The following is a 23,509-nucleotide window of genomic DNA, read 5'->3' on the forward strand; positions in this document are numbered from 1 at the left end:
GCGACCTGCGGGCATAGCATCGGTGCCTGCACGGTTTTTTGTAGCAATCCATGTCTTCAACTCCCTCCCCGACAGCCACCCCTTCCACCAATCTGCGCAGCGATGCCCAGTTGATCGGCCTGGTCGGCCTGGCCCATGCCATCAGCCACTTCAGCCAGCTGATCCTGGCGCCGCTGTTTCCCTGGCTGAAGGACGCATTCAACGTGAGCTACACCGAGCTCGGCGCGGTGCTGACGGTGTTCTTCGTGGTGTCGTGCATCGTGCAGGCGGCCTCGGGCTTCATCGTCGACAAGCTGGGTCCGCGGCCCGTGCTCTTCGTGGGGCTGGGCGCGCTGGCGCTGGCTGCCTTCGGCTATGCCATGGCCCAGAGCTACTGGATGCTGCTGGCATGCGCAATCGTGGGCGGCATCGGCAACGGCGTGTTCCATCCGGTCGACTACACGCTCTTCAACCGCAAGGTTGCGCCGACGCGGCTTGGCCATGCGTATAGCGTGCACGGCATCACCGGCAGCCTGGGCTGGGCGCTGGCGCCGGCCTTCGTGGTGCCGATTGCCATGGCGTATTCGTGGCGCGTGGCGCTGGCATCGGCGGGTGCGCTGGCCATTGTGGTGCTGCTGGTGCTCTGGGCTTACCGCAGTGTGCTGGCGCTCGACGTGAAGGCGGTGCAAAAAGCCACCGGCCACGGCGAGCCCGCGTCCATCGGCGGCGAGTTCGACTTTCTGCGCATTCCGGCCGTGTGGATGTGCTTCGGGTTCTTCTTTTTGTATGCCGTCGTGATCAGCGTGGTGCAGACCTTCGCACCCGTCGCGGCGGGCCATCTGCACGCAGTGCCGGTGGCGCTGGTGGCGGTTTGCCTCACGGTGTACATGGTGGCCAGCGCGGCCGGCATGGTGGCGGGCGGCTTTCTCGCGTCCGACCCGTCGCGCTGCGAGCGCATTGTGGGAACCGGCTTCGGCATTGCGGCCGCAGTGGCGCTGGTGCTGGCCTTTGCGCAGTTTCCGCCGGTGCTGGTGCCGGTGCTGTTCGGCGTGATGGGTTTCGTATCCGGCGTGGCCGGGCCTTCGCGCGACCTGCTGGTCAAGCGCTCGACGCCGCCCAATGCCACGGGGCGCGTCTACGGTGTGGTGTACGCGGGCCTGGACATCGGCCAGGCACTGGCGCCGCTGGTGTTCGGCCGGCTCATGGACCATGCCCAGTACACGAGCGTGATCGTCGGCCTTGCGCTGGTGCAGGGCGTTCTGATAGCCAGCGCCTTCAACGTAACGAAGGTTCGCCGTACGGCGCTGGTACCGGCCTCGGCCTGACGCTTCGGACGCCGCCAACATGGCGGTACGCATGCGCTCGATATCATCGGCCGCATGCAGGCCTTGTATGTGTATGTGATCGCCGGCGCCGTGCTGGCGGGCTTTGTGCAGGGCCTGTCCGGTTTTGCCTTCGGCCTGGTGGCGATGTCGGTCTGGGCCTGGACCCTGGAACCGCAACTGGCCGCCGTGCTTTCGCTGTTCGGCGCGCTCACCGGCCAGGTGATTGCGGCGGTCACGGTGCGCCGCGCTTTCGACAGGCATGTGCTGTGGCCCTTCGTGCTCGGCGGGCTGGTCGGGGTGCCCGTCGGCGTGTGGCTGCTGCCGCACCTCGATCTTGTGCTCTTCAAGGTTTGCCTTGGCGTGCTGCTGGTGCTGTGGTGTCCTGCCATGCTGATGTCGCAGCACCTGCCAAAGCTGAGCTTCGGCGGACGAATCGCCGACGGCATCGCCGGGTGCATCGGCGGCGCCATGGCGGGCATCGGCGGCTTCTCGGGCACCATTCCCACCCTCTGGTGCACCCTGCGCGGCTTCCAGCGCGACACGCAGCGCGCGGTGATCCAGAACTTCAACCTTGCGATGCTGATGGTGGCGTTTTCAATCCACCTGGCGACCGGCAGCATCGGGCGCTCGATGGTGCCGCTGCTGGGGCTGGTGGCGCTGGCGGTCGCGGTCCCGGTGCTGCTGGGCGCGCGGCTCTACATCGGCATCAGCGAGGCAACGTTCCGCAAGCTGGTGCTCGGCCTGTTGACCGCCTCCGGCGTGGCGATGCTGGCCTCGGGCGTGCCTGCGCTGCTGCAGCGCGGCTGAGCTGCGGCTTGCGTTTCTACGCGGTGGGAAGGATCTCGCGCACGCGTGCCCACGGCCGGCACATCAGCGTGCCGCGCGGAGAGACCACGATGGGCCGCTGCAGCAAGATGGGGTTGGCGACGATGAAGTCGAACAGCTGGTCTTCGGTCCACTTCGGGTCGGCCAGCTTCAGCTCTTCGTAGGGAGCTTCCTTCGTGCGCAGCAGGTCGCGGGCGCCCAAGCCCATGGCCTTTGCCAACTCGCGCAGCTTCTTCTTCGTCGGCGGTGTTTCCAGGTAGAGAACGATCTCGGGTTCCACGCCGCTCTCGCGGATCAGGCCCAGCACGTTGCGCGAGGTGCTGCAGTTGGGCTTGTGGAAGATGGTCATCGGATACGACGTAGTCGGGGTGCGTGCGGTCATCGGGTCGTCATTCTTTCTGCACTTGCGGGTCCAACGAGAAAGGAAAGCGCGCCGCCCAGAATTCGGCCAGCCGGGGATCGGCGTCCACGCGCCGCACCACCTGGGCCATGCGCGGCGCCACGCGGTAGAAGCGCTTTCGATGCGGCGTCCAGCGCGACAGCACAGTCACGTAGAGGTCGAGCATGCTGATCTTCTCGCCGAGCAGGTAGGGCGCGGGTTCGTCGATCTGCGTGTCCATCAGGTGCCAGCAGTGCGCAATGCGCTCGGCCGAACGTTCGAGCATCACGGCCTGCGCCGCCGGGTCGGGCGTGAGCCGGGTGGGATCGTCGCGCACCCAGTACAGCGAATAGATGGCCGCCGGCAGGTAGACCATCCATCGCAGGTATCGCGCGCGCAGCGGATCGCCAGGCGCGGGGCAGAGTCCGGCTTCGGGATAGCGGTCGCCGAGCCAGATCAGGATGGCCGCGCTCTCGGTCATCACCTCGCCCGAAGGCAGCACCAGCGCGGGCACCTGGCGCATCGGGTTGATGCCCGATACGCGCTCGCGCTGGGATTCGCCCTCCCAGGGAGAGACGTCGACGGTATCAACCTGCGCACCGATCAGCGTCAGCGCCGCATGAACAGGCGTGGCGCCGGAGCCGGGCGCACCGTAGAGGGTGTAGCGGTCGTTCGAAGGAGCGGACGAAGAAGTCATCCGCCCAGATTACTGCAGCAGCCTGCCGCTTGTCACGCGGTGGCCAGCAGCGCGTCGACCTTCTTCAGGCCTTCGAGCGTCTTCACGCAGGCCTCGGCCACTTCGGTGCCCTTGACGGCAAAGTGGCGATGGAAGTACTTGCGATGCTCCACATGCTCATGGAAATGGTGCGGCGTGAGCACGGCCGAGAAGATCGGCACGTCGGTTTCGAGCTGCAGCGACATCAGCGTGCTGACCACGGTGCTGGCCACGAACTCGTGCCGGTAGATGCCGCCGTCCACCACCAGCGCGCAGCCCACGATGGCGGCGTACTTGCCCGACTTGGCGAGCCGCTTGGCGTGCAGCGGAATCTCGAAGGCGCCGGGCACATCGAACACGTCGATGAGGTCGCGCGCCACGCCGAGCCGTTCCATCTCGGCAAGAAAGGCGTCGCGCGCCTGGTGGACGATGTCGGAATGCCACTGCGCCTCGACAAAGGCGATGCGCTCGCCGCGCGGGTTGCCCGACGCGTTGATGGCTGAAAGGGGAAGGTCGTTGATCTGACTCATGGTGTGCCTCTTGAAAGCAGGTTTCCTGAATCAGGGCGCACGAAACCGCACGCCAGACCACGCGCCATTGCACCGGAGACGGCAAAGCGCGCGGGCCAGCCCGCATTTTCGCGCTCTCTTTCATCCGGACTGTGACCGTCGGCTTCGGAATTGCACCGAAATCTGCTGACCCCGCAGCCTGTTTGTTGCAGGCCGCGGGCGCTCGCGGGCTCGTGCGGTTCATCTCTCGAAGAAGCCGCCATTACCGCCGGTGGGGAGTTTCACCCCGCCCTGAGAACGCTTGCCGCCCGGCATGCCGGGCGACGGCGCGATTCTAGGAGCGCGCGGCGGCGCGGGTTGTCGCCCGCGCGCCAGACCTTCGGCGGCGCGGGGATTTTCTCTGCGTAGCTGCGAGACAGCGACTCAGCGCCTGGCAAGGAACAGCGTCATGCGCTGCAGCTCATCGTCCAGCGCCGCACTGAAGGCCGCATCGCGCGGCTTTCGGTCGACATAGCCGAACGCGGGCTGCAACCGGCCGTCGGGTGCAGTGACGTTGGCCCAGCCTATGACTCGGTCGTGCCACAGCATCGGCAGTGCGTAGTAGCCAAACCGCCGGTTGGCCGCAGGCATGTAGGCCTCGAACTTGTATGTCCAACCCCACAGCAGCTCGAAGCGGCGCCGATCCCACACCACGGGGTCGAACGGCGCGAGCAGGCGCACTTCCTCATCGGGTGCATGGCGGCGCGAGGCCGGGTTCTCGCCGGCGGGCCAATACCAGGTGGTGCCGTCGATGCGGCAGTTAGCGAGTTCTTCACGTGCAAGGCGCAGCGCGGCCTGCGTCTGCGCCGAGAGATGCGGGGCGCCGTAGCCGAGCAACCGCACGAGATAGGTCAGGCTGGCGGCGGGCAGCGGTGCGTACTTGCGCACCACCAGGTCGATGAGCGCCGCGGCTCTCAACGCGCGGCCGGCGGGGCTTTCATCGGCGGGCGCATGCGTGACCGCCTCGTAGACGCGCGTGCCGCTGTCGCGCCGCACCACGCGCAGCATGCCGCGATAGTGCAAGCCGTCGAGCAGCCGCGTCGTTGCATTGCTCGAGCCGCCCCAGTAGTTCTTCACGCTGCCGTGTGCAAAGTGCTGTTCGACTTCACGCGGATGCATCGGCCCGCGCTCGCGCACGAAGGCCAGCACATCGGCTGCCTTGCGGCGGGTATCCGTGTCCCATGGCTGCCTGGGTTCACGCGGATGCATCAGCGCCAGGTGCTCGCGCGGAAGGAATCCGTAGTTGACGAGGCAGTCTTCTTCAATGGCCAGGCGCGTATAGCGGCTTTCGAGATCGCCCGCGCGGTAGTCTTTTACGCGGTGGCGCAGCGTCAGGTCTTGCGCACGTGCAGGGGCGCGGATCGGGTCTGCCTGAACAAAGCCGAGTTGGCGGATCGCGCCGGGGAGGGTGGTGGGCTTGAAGAGCGTGCGGGCAATTGCATAGCGACGCAGGTCGTCGAGGGTCGGGGTGGCCATGGGCGAATTGCAGCACAAGTGGGGCGTTGCTGCTTCTCGTAGCGCTGCCGTTCAGGGTGGCGCACCCGCCGACGGGGTACCTTTCTCCGCGAATGTCCCCCGGCCTGCGGCCTCCTCCTTTATTTCGCTGCGCAAGGCACCCCATCGACGTGTGCGTGATTCAGAGCAGTCGTTGATCAGCGGTACACCACGAGCGTGTCCAAGTGCACAGGGCATCGGGTGCTCCCCGCAGCGAAATAAAGGAGGAGGGCGAAGCCCGGGGGACATTCGCGGAGGGGAGTACCCGATGGCCTTTGCACTCGCCCAGAACAGAAGCCCGACCAGAACTCAAACAGCCTGCTTATGCCGCTCGATACAAACATCGAGCGTCTCGTCACCGCTCCGCTGCCACCAGTCGAGGTTCGAGAAGATCTCGACTTCACTGAACCCCGCAAAGCCCGCGTCTTCGACCCAGCCGCGAATCTTCTTGAGCTCGACCACGCCGTCACCCATCATTCCGCGATCAGAGAGCAGGTCGCGCGTGGGCGTGAGCCAGTCGCACACGTGGTATGCCAGGAGGCGCTCGCGGCCAGCGCGGGCGATCTGCTGTGGCAGCTTCGGATCCCACCACACGTGATAGATGTCCAGCGCCACGCCCAGCATGCCGCTCTTGTCCGCGTCGAGTTCGTCGCAAATATCGAGCGCATGTTCGAGCGTGTTGATGCAGGCGCGGTCGGCTGCTTGCATGGGGTGCAAGGGCTCTATGGCGAGCGGCATGCCGACTTCGCGGGCGTACTCCAGCGATGCGGCGATGCCGTCGCGCACCTCGTTGCGTGCGCGGGCGATGTCCTTGTAGGCCGCCTTGCCGTCGAGCGCGCCGGGCAGTGCGCCGACCACCAGAACCAGGCAGGGCGCATTCAGCGTCTTGGCCTCGTCGATGGCGCGGCGGTTGTCCTCGAGCGCGGCCTTCAGGCCCGCCGCATCGGGCGCAGGGAAGAAGCCGCCGCGGCAGTAGCCTGAGAGGCCGATGTCGTGAGCCTTGAGCTGCGTTGCGATCTTGTCGAGCCCCACGGCGGCCACCTGGTCGCGCCAGGGGCTGATCGCGCGGATGCCGCGCTCGGCGCACTGGTCGATGATGCGGTCCAGCGGCACCTCGGTGCCCGACTGCTTGCGGATGGTCGCCGTGTTGATCGACAGCCAGTCGTGATTCTGCGAGAAGTCGCGCATGAGCTTGCTCAGCCTTCCACGCCGTGCAGTGCGAGCAGCGTCTTCATTCGCCGCACCGCCAGCTCCGGCTGCTCCAGCAGGTTGGCCGCATCGGCCAGGCGGAACAGCTCGGCAAAGTGCTGCAACGACCGCGTGCTCTGCTGCCCGCCGACCATCGTGAAGTGCTTCTGGTGGCCGTTGAGCCAGGCCATGAACACCACGCCGGTCTTGTAGAAGCGCGTAGGCGCCGCAAAGATGTGGCGCGACAGCGGCACCGTGGGGCCGAGAATCGCGTGGAATTTTTCGGTGTTGCCTTGGGCCAGTGCGCCCAGCGCCGCGCTCGCGGCTGGAGCAATCGCGTCGAAAATGCCGAGCAGCGCATCGCTCTTGCCATGTGTAGGCTCGCTGCCGAAGCCGTCACCGGCAATCAGCTCGGCGTAGTTGAAGTCGTCGCCGGTGTACATGCGAACACCTGCCGGCAGGCGGCGGCGCATGGCGATTTCCTTGTCCTTGTCGAGCAGCGAAATCTTGATGCCGTCCACCTTGTGCGGATGCGCCGCGATCACTGCGAGAGCCGTGTCCATGGCCGCATCGGTGTCCTTGCTGCCCCAGTAGCCCGCCAGCGCGGGGTCGAACATGTCTCCCAGCCAATGCAGCACCACCGGTTGCTTTGCCTGGCTCAGGATGCGGTCGTACACGCGCTCATAGTCGGCCGGGCTCTTCGCCACGCGGGCGAGGGCGCGGCTGGCCATGACGATCAGCTTGCCGCCAAGCGCCTCGATGGCCGCCATCTGCTCTTCGTAGCCGCGGATCACGTCGTCGACGCTCTTCACGTCGTCGATGTTCAGGTGGTCGGTGCCGCAGCCGGAGGCCACCAATGCGCCGGGCACGTCCTTTGCGGCGTCGAGCGAACGGCGGATCAGTTCCAGCGAGGTCGGCCAGTCCAGGCCCATGCCGCGCTGCGCCGTGTCCATGGCTTCGGCCACGCCCAGGCCCAGCGAGAACAGGTGGCGGCGGTAGTCGATGGTGGTGTCCCAGTCGACTGCAGCCTGCAGCCACGGGTCGACGGCCGCGAGGGGATCGGCCACCACGTGCGCGGCCGAATAGGCGATGCGGTTGAACTTGACGCCCGCTTCGGGCTTGACCGGCGCGGTGCCGCGCAGGGCGTACGGCGCGAGCGAGCCGCTCGCGGTGGGAAGGGTCAGCGAAAGTGCCATGCTGCCTGCCTCAGACCTTCAGCGCGGGCACGTCGATCCAGCGGCGTTCCTTCCACGACTCGAGCGCGGCCTCGACCAGCTGCACGCCCTTGGCGCCTTCGGGCAGCGTCCACTTGTAGGGCTCGTTCTCGACCACGTGGCGAATGAAGTGCTCCCACTGGATCTTGAAGCCGTTGTCGTACACCTGCGAATCCGGAATCTCCTGCCACTGGTCGAAGAAATTCATCATCTGCTTCTCGTCCGGGTTCCACACCGGGCGCGGCGTGGCCACGCGCGACTGCGCGCGGCAGCTCGAGAGGCCGGCGACGGCCGAGCCGTCGGTGCCATCGACGTGGAAGGTCACGAGGTCGTCGCGGCGAACGCGCGTGACCCAGCTCATGTTGATCTGCGCAATGACCGGCTCGCCGTTGTGGCCGGTGAGCTCGCAGGTGGCGTAGGCGGCGTCGTCGGCGGTGGCTTCATAGGGCTTGCCGGCTTCGTCCCAGCGCTTGGGAATGTGCGTGGCGCCCAGGCAGGACACCGACTTGACCTCGCCGAACAGGTTGTCCAGCACATAGCGCCAGTGGCACATCATGTCCAGGATCATGCCGCCGCCGTCTTCCTTGCGGTAGTTCCAGCTCGGGCGCTGAATGGGTTGCAGGTCACCCTCGAACACCCAGTAGCCGAACTCCAGGCGCACGCTGAGCATGCGGCCGAAGAAGCCCGCGCGGCGCAGCATGTCGAGCTTGCGCAGGCCTGGCAGAAAGAGCTTGTCCTGAACCGCGCCGTGCTTCAGGCCGGAGCCTTCGGCCAGGCGCGCGATTTCGACGGCCTCGTTCAGGTTGGTGGCAATCGGCTTCTCGCAATACACGTGCTTGCCGGCGCGAATGGCCTTGGCCAGCAGCGTGGGGCGCATTTGCGTGGTGCCGGCGTCGAAGAAGATGGTGTCTTCCTTGTTGGCCAGCGCCTTGTCCAGGTCGGTGCCCCAGCGTGCGATGTTGTGCGTCTTGGCCAGCGCTTCCATCTTCTCGGCGTTGCGGCCGATGAGGATCGGGTCGGGCATGACCTTGTCGCCGTTCGACAGCGTGACGCCGCCTTGCGCGCGGATCGCGCAGATCGAGCGGATCAGATGCTGGTTCATGCCCATGCGTCCGGTGACGCCGTGCATGATGATTCCGAGTCGTTGTGTAGCCATGTCTTCAGCCGAAAAAGTTGGAAGGAGAGGAAGAGAAAGGGAAGGGCGGATTACTGCGCCGGCGCCAGCCCGGCGGCCTTGACCAGTGCCGCATTGGTCTTGATTTCGTCCTTGATGTAGGTGTCGAACTGCTCGGGCTTGAGCGTCCATGCGTCGGCGCCCAGCTTCAGGAAGCGTTCCTTGACTTCTGGCGAAGCAAGCGCCTTCACCACTTCGTCGTGCAGCCGGTTGACGATGTCGCGCGGCGTCTTGGCGGGCGCCATCATGCCGATCCAGAAGTTGAACTCGGAGCCCGGCACACCCGCCTCAGCCGTGGTCGGCACATCGGGCAGGGCGGCCGCGCGCTTGGGCGAGCCAACCGCCAGCGCCAGCAACTGGCCGTCCTTGATCTGGCCGATGACCGGCGCGATAGGCGAGAAGTAGTAGTCGACCCGGCCCGACAGCACTTCGGTCACGGCTTCTGCCGAGCCCTTGAACGGAATGTTGGTGGCATCGATCTTCGCGGCCATCTTGAACTTCTCTGCGTTGAGGTGGGTGGCGCTTCCCTGGCCCGCCGATGCGAAGTTGATGGTGCCGGGCTTGGCCTTGGCTGCGGCGACCAGCTCCTGCAGCGTCTTGATGTTCTTCGCCGGCGAGATCACCAGTGCATTGGGCAGCGACGAGATGGGCGTGACGGCGGCAAAGTCGTTCACCGTGTCGAACGGCAGCTTCGCAAAGGTGGAGGGGCTCACCGTGTGTGACGACGAGTGAATCATGATGGTGTAGCCATCTGGCGCGGCCGTGGCCACGGCCTGCTGGCCGATGGTGCCGCTGGCGCCGCCGCGGTTGTCCACCACCAGCGTCTGGCCCATGCTCTGGCCCATCTTGTCGGCAATGGCGCGCGCAATGATGTCCGTGGTGCTGCCGGCCGCGAAGGGCACGACCACACGAATCGGTTTGTTGGGATACCCGTTCTGCGCCGATGCCAGACCGGGCATCAAGGCGGCGAGGCAGGTGAGCGTGGCGAGTGCAGTGGTGCGTGCAAGTTGCTTCATGGTTGTCTCCGTGCGGTCGGGCCGCCTTGTCTGATCGATTAATTCACCAATAAGTGAATTAGACAATTCTAAAAAGGCTGCCGCCGCAGCGCAACCGCTGCTAATCGGTAAATACCCGGAGATGGAGAAAGTGCGCCCGAAGGCTCAGTGCAGCACGTAGCCCAGCACGAGGTCGGTCATGTGCGAGAGGCGCTGCGCCATGGCCTTGGGCGCGCGCAGGTCACGGCCGAAGACGGCCGAGAGCGTGTGGTTGTTCGACAGGTAGAAATAGCAGAGCGAGGCAATCGAGATGTAGAGCTGCACCGGGTCGACGCCGGCTCGGAACAGCTTGTCGCGCTTGCCGCGCTCGAGCACCGTGTCGAGCAGCTGCACCAGCGGCGAGTTCATCTCCTGGATGCGCTCGGAGCGCTTCAGGTGCGCGGCGCAGTGCAGGTTCTCGCTGTTGAGCAGCGTAATGAACTCGGGGTGCTCGAGGTAGTAGTGCCAGGTGAAGGAAACCAGCTGGCGAATGGCCTCGACCGGATCGATCTCGTCCAGGTGCAACTGCTGCTCGGCCTCGCGGATGTCGGCGTAGGTGCGCTCGAGCACCGCCAGGAACAGGTCGTCCTTGCTGCCGAAGTAATAGTAGATAAGGCGCTTGTTCAGCCCCGCGCGCGCGGCAATGCTGTCCATGCGCGCGCCGGCCAGGCCCCGCTGCGCAAACTCGTCGCGTGCCGACGCAAGAATTGCCAGTTGCGAGCGATCGGCGTCGCGGGAGCGCGGCTCGATGGCTTCGGGTGGGGAATCTTTCGCGGCTTTCATCGCACGAATTTAACCATTTGGTGAATTAACGCAAGGCGTTGGAAGCGGGCGCACATAATTCCGAAGACATTTGCAGCTGAGGTTCGACTTCTCATGAGTACATCACAACCCGCCGGCCACCTGATCGTCGAATGCCTGATCGAGCAGGGCATGGAGCTCGCGTTCGGCGTTCCGGGCGAAAGCTTTCTTGCGGTGCTCGACGGCTTTCATGCCTACCGCGAACGCGCGCGGTTCATCGTCAACCGCCAGGAGGGCGGCGCCGCATTCATGGCGGAGGCGCACGGCAAGCTCACGGGACGGCCGGGCGTGTGCTTCGTCACCCGCGGGCCGGGCGCCACCAACGCATCGATCGGTGTGCACAACGCTTTCCAGGATTCCACGCCGATGGTGCTGTTCGTCGGCGACGTCGGCAGCGACTTCCGCGACCGCGAAGCCTTCCAGGAAGTGGACTACGGCAGCTTCTTCGGGCCGAGCACCAAGGGCTTTGCCAAGCGCGTGGAGCGCATCGATGACGCGAATCGCATCCCCGAGTACGTGGCGCGCGCGTTTTCAACCGCGATGAACGGACGACCCGGACCGGTGGTGCTGGTGCTGCCCGAAGACATGCTGCGCACGCAGACCGCGTCGCGTCCGCTGCCGCGCGTGGACGCGGTTCAGCCCTGGAGCGACCCCGGCGCGCTGCGCACCTTGCGCGAACTGCTGCTCCAGTCGCAGCGGCCGATGGTGATTGCGGGCGGCGGCGGCTGGACGACGCAGGCCGCGCAGGCGCTGCAGCGCTTTGCCGAGAACTGGCGGCTGCCCGTTGCCAATGCCTTTCGCTTTCAGGACACCTTCGACAACCACCATCCGCTCTATGCAGGCGACGTTGGCATTGCCATCAATCCCAAGCTCGCGCAGCGCGTGAAAGACAGCGATTTGATCATCGCCATCGGCCCGCGGCTCGGCGAGATGACGACCGGCGGCTACACGCTGCTGGAAGCACCAAAGGCCAGGCAGAAGCTGGTGCACATCCACGCGAGCGCGGAAGAGCTCAACCGCGTCTACCAGGCAGACCTGGCCATCAACGCCGGCATGAGCGCCGCCGCGCGCAGCCTCGAGGTGCTGAGTGCGCCCAATACCTTGCCGTGGGAGGAGTGGGCGGCGCAGGCGCATGCGGACTACGAAGCGAACCTGGAGCCGCAGGCGCTCGCCGGCATGCCGGCTGAAACGCCGCGCGGCCCGGTCGACATGGCGGAGGTGGTCGCGCTGCTGCAGAAGCACCTTCCGCCGGATGCGGCCATTACCAACGGGGCCGGCAACTTTGCGAGCTGGGTGCACCGCTACTTCCGCTATCACGGGCTTGCCAAGGGCAGCAAGACGCAGTTGGCGCCCACCAGCGGTGCCATGGGCTATGGCGTGCCGGCGGGCATTGCGGCCAACCTTGCGACCGGCCGCGTGGCCTTCACGATTGCGGGTGACGGCGATTTTCTGATGACGGGGCAAGAGCTCGCGACGGCCTCGCAGCATGGCGGCAAGAGCATCATCGTGCTGCTGAACAACGGCATGTTCGGCACCATCCGCATGCACCAGGAGCGCGAATATCCGGAGCGCACGAGCGGCACTGCGCTCCGCAACCCCGACTTCTGCGGTCTGGCGCGGGCCTATGGCTATGCCGCCGAACGCGTGACAGAAACCGCGCAGTTCGAAGCGGCGCTGCTGCGCGCACTGGCGGCAGATACGGGCACGCTGATCGAGATTCCGCTCGACCCGGAGGTGATCACGACACGCGGCACGCTGGCGTCGATCACGCGTGCGGCGCAGGCGCGGGGCTGAACGAGCAAGGTGAACCGAACGCCGCGCGCGGCCAAAAAAAAGCCGGCATGTGCCGGCTTTTTGATTCGGGAGCGCGATGGACGCGCAGTGCCCGAGCGCTTACTTGACGTGCTTGCCGATCAGCGCGGCCAGTTCGAACATCGACACTTGCGGCTTGCCGAAGATTTCCTTCAGCTTGGCGTCGGCGTTGATGTTGCGCTTGTTGGCCTTGTCTTGAAGGTTGTTCTTCTTGATGTAGTCCCACAGCTTGCTCACGACTGCGGTGCGCGGCAGAGGCGTCGAGCCGACCACAGCGGCGAGTGCCGGGCTGGGGGTCAGGGCCTTCATGAACGCGGCATTGGGCGTGCGCTTCTTGGCGGGAGCGGCCTTCTTTGCAGGAGCCTTCTTCGCCGGTGCAGCCTTCTTCGCAGGAGCAGCCTTCTTGGCGGGAGCTGCCTTCTTGGCCGGTGCGGCCTTCTTCGCAGGAGCCGCAGCCTTCTTGGCGGGAGCGGCCTTCTTTGCCGGAGCTTTCTTGGCCGGAGCCTTCTTTGCAGTTGCCATGGTTGATTTCCTTTTTTGGTTGAACAGTCACCAATGAAAAACTTGCGTCTCCAGTGGCATTGCGGATGCTAAAGGAGAAAAAACGCGTTTCCAAGGGAAAAAGAGCTTTTTTCATTGGGAGTTGTTGTTTTTTCAGAGGGGAGAACCCGAGGTTTTCACCTTCGGCGTTCAGGCCAGGTCGCCAGCACCACGCCAATGAGCGCAAGCGCGAATGCAAAGAGCTGTGCTGCGGAGAGGCTTTCTCCGAGCACCAGCACGCCCACGAGGGCCGCGCTCACGGGCAGCATCACCGCGAAAACGCCGGCTTGCGCAGCGGGCACATGGCGCAGGCCTGTCATCCAGAGCCACACCGTCCAGATGCTCGCTGCGAGTGCGTAGGCCACGAGCAAGGCCCAGGTGCCGAAGCGCACGGCGGAAAAATCGAACTGCAGTGCGAACCAGATGCCGAAGGGCATCGACAACACGAAGCCCCAGAGGTTGATGAGCGACGAGATCCGCTTTGGCCCAAGATGGCCGGTGAGCGACTTGCCGATGACCGCGTAGGCTGTCTCGCAAAGCACCGCACAGAACACGAGCAGGTTTCCGAGCCAGGGCATCGATGAGGGCGCCGCACCGTTTGTGGTTGCCGGTGCATGCGTTGGCGTGAGGGCCAGCAAGCCAATGCCGAGTGCGGCGCAACCGATGGCAAGGCCGATGCGCACCGTGATGCGTTCGCGCAGGAAGAGCCAGCTCGCCACCGCCACCGCCGCGGGAATGGAGGCCATGATCACGCCCGCGGACACCGCGCTGGTGAGGCTCACGCCGAACAGCATGAAGATCGAGAACAGGAAATTGCCGAGGAACGACTCCAGGAAGACGAGGCCGCGCGTGCGCGCGCTCATGGGCGCTTCGTCCGGCGCGCGCCGAAGCCAATGCGGCATGGCCAGCGCTGCGATGCCGAAGCGCAGCCATGCGAGCAGCAGCACGGGAAAGGCCGCCACCAGCGGTTTGGAAAGGGCGACGTAGCCGCCGACGAGCGACATGCTCAAAGCCAGGCAGCCATAGGCCACAAGACGGCTGGAGGCGGGAGCGGCGGTGTTCAATAGACTGGACGGCTTGTTGGGAACGATGGATTCAATGATGCCGCAATCGCTGAGATTCGATGGCGCACCGGCCGTGCGCACACCAGGCCATGTCTTTGTCTACGGCACGCTGCGCCGCGGCGGGCGCAACGACATCGCGCGCTTTCGGCCCGAACCGATCCATGTGGCCGACGCCGCAATCGCCGGCACCTTGTACGACCTGGGTGCCTACCCCGGCCTGGTGCTGAACGGAAAAGGACGCGTGCTGGGCGAGATCTACCGCATCGAGCCCGAGGTGGAGGCGGTGCTCGACGTGCTCGAGGAAGTTGCGGATGACGACTCCGGCGAATACATCAAGCGACGTGTGACGGTGGATGCCGGGACGCGGCAGTTCGAGTGCCTGGTCTACGAAATCCATCCGGCGCGGATCAGCGGGCGGGCTGTGATTGGCAGCGGGGACTGGATTGCGCACGCCGCTGCCAAATAAGCGGCTTGCCGCTATCGCTTTTCATAGCTGGAGCAGCGATTGCACATTGCGAAATGATTGGCTGCTGCGTTGCAATATTTTTCTCAATATGAGAAAAATAATTTTGCATGGAGAAATGCTGCCGTAAGTGATTGATTTTCTTGAGCTAAAAATATGTCTTCTATAAGACATAAGAGTGTTGCCTGCCATTAAAGTAACTCCACGGCCGCAACGCCCAACCTTCAATCAACCTCACGGAGTTACCATGCCCCAGACCCTTACCGAACAACTGAGCCGCGAACAGCAAATTGCCGCCCTCGAGAAAGACTGGGCCACCAATCCCCGCTGGAAGGGCATCAAGCGCGGCTACAGCGCGGCTGACGTCGTGCGCCTTCGCGGCTCGTTCCCCATCGAGCACACGCTGGCCCGCCGCGGCGCCGAGAAGCTCTGGGAGCTGGTGAACAACGAGCCCTACGTCAACTGCCTTGGCGCGCTCACGGGCGGCCAAGCCATGCAGCAGGTGAAGGCCGGCGTGAAGGCCATCTACCTGTCGGGCTGGCAGGTTGCTGCAGATGCCAACAGCTATTCGTCGATGTACCCGGACCAGTCGCTGTATCCGGTGGATTCGGTGCCCAACGTGGTCGAGCGCATCAACAACACTTTCCGCCGTGCGGACGAAATCCAGTGGTCGAAGAACGTGAACCCGGGCGACGCGGGCTATGTGGACTACTTCGCACCCATCGTTGCCGACGCCGAAGCAGGCTTTGGCGGCGTGCTGAATGGCTTCGAACTGATGAAGGCCATGATCAAGGCCGGCGCCGGCGGCGTGCACTTCGAAGACCAGCTGGCTTCGGTCAAGAAGTGCGGCCACATGGGCGGCAAGGTGCTCGTGCCCACCACCGAGGCCGTGCAGAAGCTCATCGCCGCGCGCATGGCGGCTGACGTTTGCGGCACGCCGACGCTTGTGATCGCCCGTACCGACGCGGAAGCGGCCGACCTCATCACGAGCGACTACGACGAGAACGACAAGCCCTTCCTGACCGGCGAGCGCACTGCCGAAGGCTTCTACAAGACGAAGAAGGGCATGGACCAGGCCATCAGCCGCGCCGTTGCCTACGCGTACTACGCCGACCTGGTGTGGTGCGAAACCGGCACGCCCGACCTCGAGTTCGCCCGCAAGTTTGCCGAGGCCGTGCACAAGGTGCACCCCGGCAAGATGCTGGCCTACAACTGCTCGCCGTCGTTCAACTGGAAGAAGAACCTCGACGACGCGACCATTGCCAAGTTCCAGAAGGAGCTGGGCGCCATGGGCTACAAGTACCAGTTCATCACGCTGGCCGGCATCCACTCGATGTGGTTCAACATGTTCGACCTGGCGCAAGACTACGTGCAGCGCGGCATGTCGGCCTATGTCGAGAAGGTGCAAGAGCCCGAGTTCGCAGCACGCGACCGCGGCTACACCTTCGTGTCGCACCAGCAGGAAGTGGGCACGGGCTACTTCGACGAGGTGACCACGGTCATCCAGGGCGGCAAGTCCAGCGTCACGGCGCTGACCGGTTCGACCGAAGAAGAGCAGTTCCACTGAGTCGGCTGTTCCTCGAATCGCCTGCAGAGGCGGTTCGCGGTCACCTCGGAGCCCGGCCCTGCGCCGGGCTTTTTCGTCTGGGCTTGCATGACCCGATGCCGGCGGCCTGAACCGGCAGCGGATAGAATCGCGGTCTCTGCACCCAACAAGAGCGAGAAAGGCACCCTGGTTATGACACCGCGAACTACTCCGCAAGGATTCAGCGGCTTTTTCTTCTTCGAAGGAAACGGCCGGTAGACCGCGCACGCTGGTTTCTTCCAGCTCTCACACCAGGCAAAGCGCGGCAATCACCGCGCTTTTTTGTTTTTCCGCCCGAGGTTTTTCCATGATCCAGATCACGCTTCCCGACAACTCGCGCCGCGAGTTCCCCGGCCCGGTTTCGGTGGCCGAAGTTGCCCAGTCCATCGGACCGGGGCTCGCCAAGATGACAGTGGCCGGCAAGGTCGACGGCAAGCTGGTCGATGCCAGCGACGTCATCGACCGCGACGCCAAGCTGCAGATCATCACGCCCAAGGACGACGAGGGCCTGGAGATCATCCGCCACTCGACGGCCCACCTGGTCGGCCATGCCGTGAAGCAGCTGTATCCGACGGCCAAGATGGTCATCGGCCCGGTGATCGAAGAGGGCTTTTATTACGACATTTCGTACGAGCGCCCGTTCACGCCCGAAGACATGGCCGCCATCGAGGCGCGCATGCGCGAACTGATCGCGCAGGATTACGACGTGGTCAAGAAGATGACGCCGCGCGCCGAAGTCATCGAGGTCTTCAAGTCGCGCGGCGAAGACTACAAGCTGCGCCTCGTCGAGGACATGCCCGACGAGCAGGCGATGGGCCTGTACTACCACCAGGAATACGTGGACATGTGCCGCGGCCCGCACGTGCCGAACACGCGCTTCCTGAAGGTCTTCAAGCTCACGAAGCTGGCCGGTGCCTATTGGCGCGGCGACGCCAAGAACGAGCAGCTACAGCGCATCTACGGCACGGCCTGGGCCGACAAGAAGCAGCTCGACCAGTACATCCAGCGCATCGAAGAGGCCGAGAAGCGCGACCACCGCAAGCTGGGCAAGGAACTCGACCTGTTCCACATCGACGAAGTGGCGCCGGGCGTGGTGTTCTGGCACCCCAAGGGCTGGGCCGTGTGGCAGGCGGTAGAGCAGTACATGCGCGGCATCTACCGCGACACGGGCTACTGGGAAGTAAAGGGCCCGCAGATTCTCGACAAGAGCCTGTGGGAGAAAACAGGCCACTGGCAGAACTACCGCGACAACATGTTCACGACGGAATCGGAAAAGCGTGAATACGCGCTCAAGCCGATGAACTGCCCTGGCCACGTGCTCATCTTCAAGAGCGACCTGCGCAGCTACCGCGACCTGCCGCTGCGCTACGGCGAGTTCGGCCAGTGCCACCGCAACGAACCCAGCGGCGCGCTGCACGGCATCATGCGCGTGCGCGGCTTCACGCAGGACGACGGCCATATCTTCTGCACGGAAGACCAGATCCTCGACGAGTGCATCGCGTACACGGAACAACTGCAGAAGGTGTATGCCGACTTCGGCTTCACGGACATCCTCTACAAGGTGGCCACGCGGCCCGACAACCGCGTGGGTTCCGACGAGCTGTGGGACAAGGCCGAGCATGCGGTGATGGAGGCGCTGCGCCGTTCGGGCGTCGACTTCATCATTTCGCCCGGCGACGGCGCCTTCTACGGCCCGAAGATCGAATACACGCTGAAGGACGCGCTGGGCCGCCAGTGGCAGTGCGGCACGATGCAGGTCGACTTCAACACGGCCGAGCGGCTGGGCGGCGAATACGTCACGGAATCGAGCGGCCGCGCTCATCCCGTCATGCTGCACCGCGCCATCGTGGGCAGCCTAGAGCGCTTCATCGGCATGCTGATCGAACACCATGCCGGCGCGCTGCCCGCATGGCTCGCTCCGGTGCAGGTGGCAGTGCTCAATATCAGCGAAGGGCAGGCCGATTACGCCGCTTCAGTGGCGAAAACACTGCAGAATCAAGGGCTTAGGGTGCAGCTGGACCTGCACAACGAGAAGATTACGTATAAAATACGCAAGCATTCGTTGCAAAAGCTTCCCTATATCCTCGTCGTAGGCGACAAGGAGAAGGAAGCCGGTGCCGTCGCAGTGCGCGCCCGGGGCAATCAAGACCTCGGTGCAATGTCCCTCGAATCGTTCGTACTACGGCTCGTTCAGGATATTGCTGACAAGCGTTGATTTGTCCCGGAAGCACCCTCACATGTGTTTCCTGACCCGATCATGCCGCTTGTTCGCGAGAACTGACCGGCGTCCGCTACAGATTTTGTAGCAACTTTTGAAGGATTCTGACCATCGCTACTGCATTTCGCGACCGCCGCCACCGCGAGGAACGCCAACACCGCCTGAACCGGGAAATCATGGCCCCGGAAGTCCGCCTTGTAGGCCCGGAAAACGAGCCATTGGGTGTTATGAGTCTCTCCGAGGCCTTGCGCCTCGCCGGTGAGGCTGACGTGGATCTGGTCGAGGTCGTTGCCGCGGCCAACCCGCCTGTCTGTCGTCTGATCGAGTACGGCAAGTTCAAGTACCACGAGCAGAAGAAGGCGGCCGAGGCAAAGTCGAAGCAGAAGGTCATCGAGGTCAAGGAAATCAAGTTCCGGCCCGGTACCGACGATGGTGACTACAACATCAAGATGCGCAACATCAAGCGCTTTCTTGAAGAGGGCGACAAATGCAAGATCACGCTGCGCTTTCGCGGCCGCGAGATCACGCACCAGGAGCTCGGCCTGGCATTGCTGCAGCGCATTCGCGATGAGCTTGGCGACCTGATCGTCGTCGAGCAGTTCCCGAAGCTCGAAGGCCGGCAGATGATCATGATGATCGCTCCGGGCCGCAAGAAGCCGGGTGGCGGTACCGCCAAGCCGGCGTCGTCGGAAACGTCGGCGCCCGCAGCAGCCTGAAAAGGCTGGCTGGGCAACGGAAGAGAGATAGCAGGGTTTAAAGAATTTCGCCCCTGCAGGTGCTTCGAAAGAAGGGCCGGCAGGGGCGGAGTAAAGAAGGGTCTCGGGGCCAACAAGTCCGTGGAGTATCCGCGGCGCCTCACGAGCACAAACTAAAGGAGCATTCATATGCCCAAAATGAAGACCAAGAGCAGCGCGAAAAAACGTTTCCGCGTTCGTCCCGGTGGCACCGTCAAGCGCGGTCAAGCCTTCAAGCGTCACATCTTGACCAAGAAGACCACCAAGAACAAGCGTCACCTCCGTGGTGCCGTGGCAGTGCATGAAACCAACATGGTTTCCGTCGCCGCCATGCTGCCAGGCCGTGGCATTTAACTCAGACGAACAAGGAGTACACACATGCCTCGCGTCAAACGTGGTGTAACGGCTCGCGCCCGCCACAAGAAAGTTCTCGCACTCGCCAAGGGTTTCCGTGGTCGCCGCGGTAATGTCTTCCGCATCGCCAAACAGGCGGTAATGAAGGCTGGGCAATATGCCTACCGTGACCGCCGCACCAAGAAGCGCGTTTTCCGTCAACTGTGGATCGCGCGTATCAACGCCGCCTCGCGTGAACTGGGCCTGACCTACAGCCAGTTTGCAAACGGCATCCGCAAGGCCGGAATCGAGATCGACCGCAAGATGCTTGCGGACATCGCAGTGCACGACAAGGCCGCTTTTGCCGGCATCGTGGAGCAGGTCAAGGCCAAGCTGGCTGCTTGATCCTGTACAGCAGGGCGGCTGTCTTCGTGGCAGCCTCCTGCGCCCACGACACAAGGGCTGGCGCTTGAAAAGGCTCCAGCTCTTTTTTTATTCCCCCGCCTATTTTTAGTTGCTATGAACGAGTTGGACTCCCTGGTCGACACCGCACGCGTTGCCTTCGCCGAAGCGAAAACGCCCGCCGAGCTCGAGGACGCCAAGGCGCAGTTCCTCGGCAAATCGGGCCGCATCACCGAGCTGATGAAGGGCATGGCCGCGCTCAGCGTCGACGAGAAGAAGTCGCGCGGCGCTGCAATCAACGTGGCCAAGCAGGCCATCGAGTCCGCACTGACCGAACGGCGCCAGCAGCTCGCCGACGAAGAGCTTTCGCAGCAACTGCGCGCAGAAGCGCTTGATGTGAGCCTGCCCGGTCGCCGCCGCATTCCTGGCGGCCTGCACCCGGTGAGCCGCACTCTGGAACGCATCGAGGAGATCTTCTCGAGCATGGGCTTCGACGTGGCCGACGGTCCGGAAATCGAGAGCGACTGGCACAGCTTCACCTCGCTCAACAACCCGCCGAACCACCCGGCGCGTTCAATGCAAGACACCTTCTACGTCGACCTGAACGGCGACGACGGCATTCCGTACAACCTGCGTCCGCACACCAGCCCGATGCAGGTGCGCTATGCGCATCAGCACATCAAGAAGTACGCGGCCGAGTTTGCGGACGCAGCCGCAGACACCACCGGCGCGGTCAAGGCGCCCGAGATCCGCGTGATCGCGCCGGGCCGCACCTACCGTGTCGACAGCGATGCCACCCATTCGCCCATGTTCCATCAGTGCGAAGGCCTGTGGCTCGGCGAGAACGTGAGCTTCAAGGACCTGAAGGTTATCTTCACGGACTTCTGCCGCACCTTCTTCGAGAGCGACGACCTTGTGCTGCGCTTTCGTCCGAGCTTCTTTCCGTTCACGGAGCCCAGCGCCGAAATCGACATCCAGTTTGCGAGCGGCCCGCTGGCCGGCCGCTGGCTCGAAGTCGCGGGTTCGGGCCAGGTGCATCCCAACGTGGTGCGCAACATGGGGCTCGACCCCGAGCGCTACATCGGCTTTGCCTTTGGCATGGGGCCCGACCGGCTCACGATGCTGCGCTACGGCGTGAACGATTTGCGGCTGTTCTTCGATGGCGACTTGCGTTTTCTCTCGCAGTTCCAATGACCTCCCCAGCTCAATACTAGAAAAACCGAATACGAGATCGAAGAGATGCAATTCCCGGAATCCTGGCTGCGCGAGTTCTGCAACCCGCCCCTCGGCAGCGCCGAACTGGCTGAAACGCTCACCATGGGCGGCTTCGAGGTCGAAGAGCGCCGCCCTGTCGCGCCGCCCTTCAGCCGTATCGTGGTCGGCGAAATCAAGGAAGCCGTGCAGCACCCCAATGCCGATCGCCTGCGCGTGTGCCAAGTGGACGCCGGGCAGGGCGCCTTGCTCAACATCGTGTGCGGCGCACCCAATGCGCGCGTCGGCATCAAGGTGCCCTGCGCGCTGGTCGGCGCCGAACTGCCGCCCGGTGAAGACGGCAAGCCCTTTCTCATCAAGCTCGGCAAGCTGCGCGGCGTCGAGAGCCAGGGCATGCTGTGCTCGGCGCGAGAGCTGAAGCTGAGCGAAGACCACGGCGGCCTGCTCGAGCTCGCTGCCGACGCGCCCGTCGGCGCCGACGTGCGCGACGTGCTCAAGCTCGACGACGCGCTGCTCACGCTCAAGCTCACGCCCAACCTGGCACACGGCCTGAGCGTGTACGGCATTGCGCGCGAGCTCGCGGCCCTCACCGGCGCGCCGCTCAAGACACCCGCCATTGCGCCCGTGGCCGCATCGTTTGCCGACGTGTTGCCGGTGAAGGTGGAGGCGCCCGAGCTCTGCGGCCGTTTTTCGGGCCGCATTGTGCGCGGCGTGAACACCAAGGTGGCCACGCCGGCCTGGATGGTCGAGCGTTTGGCGCGCTGCGGCCAGCGCAGCGTGACGCCGCTGGTCGACATTTCGAACTACGTCATGTTCGAGTACGGCCAGCCCAGCCACATCTTCGATCTCGACAAGATCCACGGTGGCCTCACGGTGCGCTGGGGCAAGGCGGGCGAGCAGCTCAAGCTGCTCAACGGCAACACGATCAGCGTCGACGACAAGGTTGGCGTGATTGCCGACAACGAGGCCGTCGAGTCGCTTGCCGGCATCATGGGCGGCGACGCAACCTCTGTGTCTGACGACACCCGCAACATCTATGTCGAGGCCGCCTTTTGGTGGCCCGAAGCCGTCCAGGGCCGCTCGCGCCGCTTCAACTTTTCCACCGACGCGGGGCATCGCTACGAGCGTGGTGTCGACCCGAGCCGCACGGTCGAGATCATCGAACGCATTACGCAGCTCGTCATTGAGATCTGCGGGGGCCAGGCCGGGGCCATGGACGACAAGATCCTGAATGTGCCCGAAGCAATGCCGGTCACGCTGCGCGTGGCGCGCGCCGCGCGCGTTATCGGCATGCCGCTTTCGCAGGCGCAATGCGCCGACGCGCTGCGCCGCCTTGGGTTTGCGCTCAGCGAAGGCGAGGGCACATTGACCGTCACCCCGCCGCCGCACCGCTTCGACCTGCTGATCGAAGAAGACCTGATCGAAGAGGTTGCGCGCCTGATTGGGTTCAACAACCTGCCGACCACCGCACCATTGGCGCCCATCACGGCGCGCGTGCGGCCTGAAGCCCGGCGCAGCCGCTTCGCGGTGCGCCGCAGCCTGGCGGCGCTCGGCTACCAGGAAACCATCAACTTCAGCTTTGTCGAGGCGCACTGGGAGCAAGATCTGGCAGGCAACGCCAATCCTGTGAAGCTGCTGAACCCCATCGCCAGCCAGATGAGCGTGATGCGCTCGTCCTTGATCGGCTCGCTGCTGCAGGTGCTCAAGTTCAACCTCGACCGCAAGGCGCCGCGCGTGCGCGTGTTCGAGCTGGGCCGCGTGTTCATGCGCGACGACAGCGTGGCCACCACCGACAGCACCGTGCGCGGCGTACACCAGCCGATGCGGGTGGCCGGCCTTGCCTGGGGCGACGCCGAGGAAGCGCGCTGGGACGGCAAGCCGCACCGGGTCGACTTCTACGACGCCAAGGGCGACGTCGAAGCCCTGCTCGCGCCGCTGGTACCGAGCTTCGAGGCGGCCGAGCATCCGGCCTTGCACCCCGGCCGCTCGGCGCGCGTGCTGATCGAAGGCAAGGCCATCGGCTTCGTCGGCGAACTGCATCCGCGCTGGCGCCAGAAGTGGGACTTTGCGCTGGCGCCGGTGGTTTTCGAGCTTGACCTCGATGCCGTTGCCGCGCGGCCCGTACCTGCCGCAAAGCCTGTACCCAAGCACCAGGCCGTCGAGCGCGACATCGCCGTGGTGGTGGCCGAGGCCGTCACGCACAATGCGTTGATGCAGACCATCCATTCGGCTGCGGCGGCCCAGGGGCTGCTGCGGGACGCCACGCTGTTCGACATTTATCGCCCGCAACCCCCGCGCGACGGTGCCGTGCCGGCATCGGGCGGCCTGGCGCAAGGGGAGAAGAGCATGGCGGTGCGCCTGAGCTTCCAGGACGACAGCGCCACGCTGACGGACGAGCAGGTGGAGCCGGCCGTGCGCGGCATCGTCGAACAATTGAGCGCCAAGCTCGGCGCACGCCTGAGGGGTTGAT

Annotated in this window: 22 protein-coding genes and 1 riboswitch; of the genes, 11 read left to right on the plus strand and 11 right to left on the minus strand. The window is 64.6% G+C overall.

Annotation, left to right across the window (positions count from 1 at the left end; all coding sequences use genetic code 11):
• The first annotated feature begins 50 nt into the window (after window positions 1-50).
• Together GOQ09_RS09420 and GOQ09_RS09425 are read left to right on the plus strand one after the other, a co-directional pair.
• A complete protein-coding gene (locus tag GOQ09_RS09420; RefSeq protein WP_157613186.1) occupies window positions 51-1,304 on the plus strand; it encodes an MFS transporter in 1,254 nt (417 codons plus the stop codon).
• A 54-nt stretch (window positions 1,305-1,358) separates the two neighbouring features.
• On the plus strand, window positions 1,359-2,111 hold the full coding sequence (locus tag GOQ09_RS09425; protein WP_157613187.1) for a sulfite exporter TauE/SafE family protein: 753 nt from the start codon (window positions 1,359-1,361) through the stop codon (window positions 2,109-2,111).
• Window positions 2,112-2,127: 16 nt separating this feature from the next.
• Here GOQ09_RS09425 and arsC read toward each other — a convergent pair whose 3' ends face one another.
• The 9 genes from arsC to GOQ09_RS09470 form a co-directional block, all read right to left on the minus strand.
• Complete coding sequence (arsC, locus tag GOQ09_RS09430) at window positions 2,128-2,511, minus strand: arsenate reductase (glutaredoxin) (protein ID WP_157613188.1); 384 nt, start codon at window positions 2,509-2,511, stop codon at window positions 2,128-2,130.
• A gap of 7 nt (window positions 2,512-2,518) precedes the next feature.
• Window positions 2,519-3,205 carry a glutathione S-transferase family protein gene (locus GOQ09_RS09435; protein ID WP_157613189.1) on the minus strand — a complete coding sequence of 229 codons (687 nt, stop codon included), beginning with the start codon at window positions 3,203-3,205 and terminating at the stop codon, window positions 2,519-2,521.
• A gap of 32 nt (window positions 3,206-3,237) precedes the next feature.
• Window positions 3,238-3,753, minus strand: a complete 516-nt coding sequence (locus tag GOQ09_RS09440; protein WP_157613190.1) for a 6,7-dimethyl-8-ribityllumazine synthase — start codon at window positions 3,751-3,753, stop codon at window positions 3,238-3,240.
• Window positions 3,754-3,861: 108 nt separating this feature from the next.
• Window positions 3,862-4,035: riboswitch (FMN riboswitch) on the minus strand.
• A 120-nt stretch (window positions 4,036-4,155) separates the two neighbouring features.
• Window positions 4,156-5,247 carry a DNA glycosylase AlkZ-like family protein gene (locus GOQ09_RS09445; protein WP_157613191.1) on the minus strand — a complete coding sequence of 364 codons (1,092 nt, stop codon included), beginning with the start codon at window positions 5,245-5,247 and terminating at the stop codon, window positions 4,156-4,158.
• Window positions 5,248-5,574: 327 nt separating this feature from the next.
• Window positions 5,575-6,453: a sugar phosphate isomerase/epimerase family protein gene (locus GOQ09_RS09450; protein WP_157613192.1), complete on the minus strand. Its 879-nt coding sequence runs from the start codon at window positions 6,451-6,453 to the stop codon at window positions 5,575-5,577.
• Between the two features lie 8 nt (window positions 6,454-6,461).
• Complete coding sequence (locus GOQ09_RS09455) at window positions 6,462-7,649, minus strand: dihydrodipicolinate synthase family protein (RefSeq protein ID WP_157613193.1); 1,188 nt, start codon at window positions 7,647-7,649, stop codon at window positions 6,462-6,464.
• 10 nt (window positions 7,650-7,659) lie between these two features.
• Entirely contained in the window at window positions 7,660-8,823 is a 1,164-nt protein-coding gene (locus GOQ09_RS09460; protein WP_157613194.1) for a Gfo/Idh/MocA family protein, read from the minus strand.
• 50 nt (window positions 8,824-8,873) lie between these two features.
• Window positions 8,874-9,857 (minus strand): tripartite tricarboxylate transporter substrate binding protein, encoded by a 984-nt coding sequence (locus tag GOQ09_RS09465; RefSeq protein ID WP_157613195.1) that lies wholly within the window; start codon window positions 9,855-9,857, stop codon window positions 8,874-8,876.
• 144 nt (window positions 9,858-10,001) lie between these two features.
• The gene (locus GOQ09_RS09470) at window positions 10,002-10,658 is read right to left on the minus strand and encodes a TetR/AcrR family transcriptional regulator (protein ID WP_126748897.1); all 657 of its coding nucleotides are present in this window, start codon (window positions 10,656-10,658) and stop codon (window positions 10,002-10,004) included.
• A 93-nt stretch (window positions 10,659-10,751) separates the two neighbouring features.
• Here GOQ09_RS09470 and GOQ09_RS09475 point away from each other — a divergent pair, with 93 nt between their 5' ends.
• On the plus strand, window positions 10,752-12,470 hold the full coding sequence (locus tag GOQ09_RS09475; protein ID WP_157613196.1) for a thiamine pyrophosphate-binding protein: 1,719 nt from the start codon (window positions 10,752-10,754) through the stop codon (window positions 12,468-12,470).
• A 99-nt stretch (window positions 12,471-12,569) separates the two neighbouring features.
• On the opposite strand, the gene GOQ09_RS09480 is transcribed toward GOQ09_RS09475, so the two are convergent.
• Together GOQ09_RS09480 and GOQ09_RS09485 are read right to left on the minus strand one after the other, a co-directional pair.
• Window positions 12,570-13,010 carry an SWIB/MDM2 domain-containing protein gene (locus GOQ09_RS09480; protein WP_019653319.1) on the minus strand — a complete coding sequence of 147 codons (441 nt, stop codon included), beginning with the start codon at window positions 13,008-13,010 and terminating at the stop codon, window positions 12,570-12,572.
• Window positions 13,011-13,165: 155 nt separating this feature from the next.
• Window positions 13,166-14,032 (minus strand): DMT family transporter, encoded by an 867-nt coding sequence (locus tag GOQ09_RS09485; protein WP_242631048.1) that lies wholly within the window; start codon window positions 14,030-14,032, stop codon window positions 13,166-13,168.
• Window positions 14,033-14,129: 97 nt separating this feature from the next.
• Between GOQ09_RS09485 and GOQ09_RS09490 the strand changes: the two genes are divergently transcribed.
• The 8 genes from GOQ09_RS09490 (at window position 14,130) to pheT (ending at window position 23,508) form a co-directional block, all read left to right on the plus strand.
• Window positions 14,130-14,558 (plus strand): gamma-glutamylcyclotransferase family protein, encoded by a 429-nt coding sequence (locus tag GOQ09_RS09490; protein WP_242631113.1) that lies wholly within the window; start codon window positions 14,130-14,132, stop codon window positions 14,556-14,558.
• Window positions 14,559-14,802: 244 nt separating this feature from the next.
• Complete coding sequence (gene aceA, locus GOQ09_RS09495) at window positions 14,803-16,122, plus strand: isocitrate lyase (protein ID WP_126748901.1); 1,320 nt, start codon at window positions 14,803-14,805, stop codon at window positions 16,120-16,122.
• Window positions 16,123-16,447: 325 nt separating this feature from the next.
• Window positions 16,448-18,355, plus strand: a complete 1,908-nt coding sequence (thrS, locus tag GOQ09_RS09500) for a threonine--tRNA ligase (RefSeq protein ID WP_126748902.1) — start codon at window positions 16,448-16,450, stop codon at window positions 18,353-18,355.
• A gap of 104 nt (window positions 18,356-18,459) precedes the next feature.
• Window positions 18,460-19,074, plus strand: a complete 615-nt coding sequence (infC, locus tag GOQ09_RS09505) for a translation initiation factor IF-3 (protein ID WP_157616638.1) — start codon at window positions 18,460-18,462, stop codon at window positions 19,072-19,074.
• A 168-nt stretch (window positions 19,075-19,242) separates the two neighbouring features.
• Complete coding sequence (gene rpmI, locus GOQ09_RS09510; RefSeq protein WP_007832497.1) at window positions 19,243-19,446, plus strand: 50S ribosomal protein L35; 204 nt, start codon at window positions 19,243-19,245, stop codon at window positions 19,444-19,446.
• 24 nt (window positions 19,447-19,470) lie between these two features.
• Window positions 19,471-19,830 (plus strand): 50S ribosomal protein L20, encoded by a 360-nt coding sequence (gene rplT, locus GOQ09_RS09515; protein ID WP_012747009.1) that lies wholly within the window; start codon window positions 19,471-19,473, stop codon window positions 19,828-19,830.
• A 114-nt stretch (window positions 19,831-19,944) separates the two neighbouring features.
• Window positions 19,945-21,021, plus strand: coding sequence for a phenylalanine--tRNA ligase subunit alpha (gene pheS / locus GOQ09_RS09520; RefSeq protein WP_157613199.1), 1,077 nt, complete (start codon window positions 19,945-19,947; stop codon window positions 21,019-21,021).
• 45 nt (window positions 21,022-21,066) lie between these two features.
• Window positions 21,067-23,508 carry a phenylalanine--tRNA ligase subunit beta gene (gene pheT, locus GOQ09_RS09525; RefSeq protein WP_157613200.1) on the plus strand — a complete coding sequence of 814 codons (2,442 nt, stop codon included), beginning with the start codon at window positions 21,067-21,069 and terminating at the stop codon, window positions 23,506-23,508.
• Window position 23,509: the final 1 nt, after the last annotated feature.

The sequence above is a fragment of the Variovorax paradoxus genome, from assembly GCF_009755665.1.
Taxonomy (GTDB): Bacteria; Pseudomonadota; Gammaproteobacteria; order Burkholderiales; family Burkholderiaceae_C; genus Variovorax; species Variovorax paradoxus_G.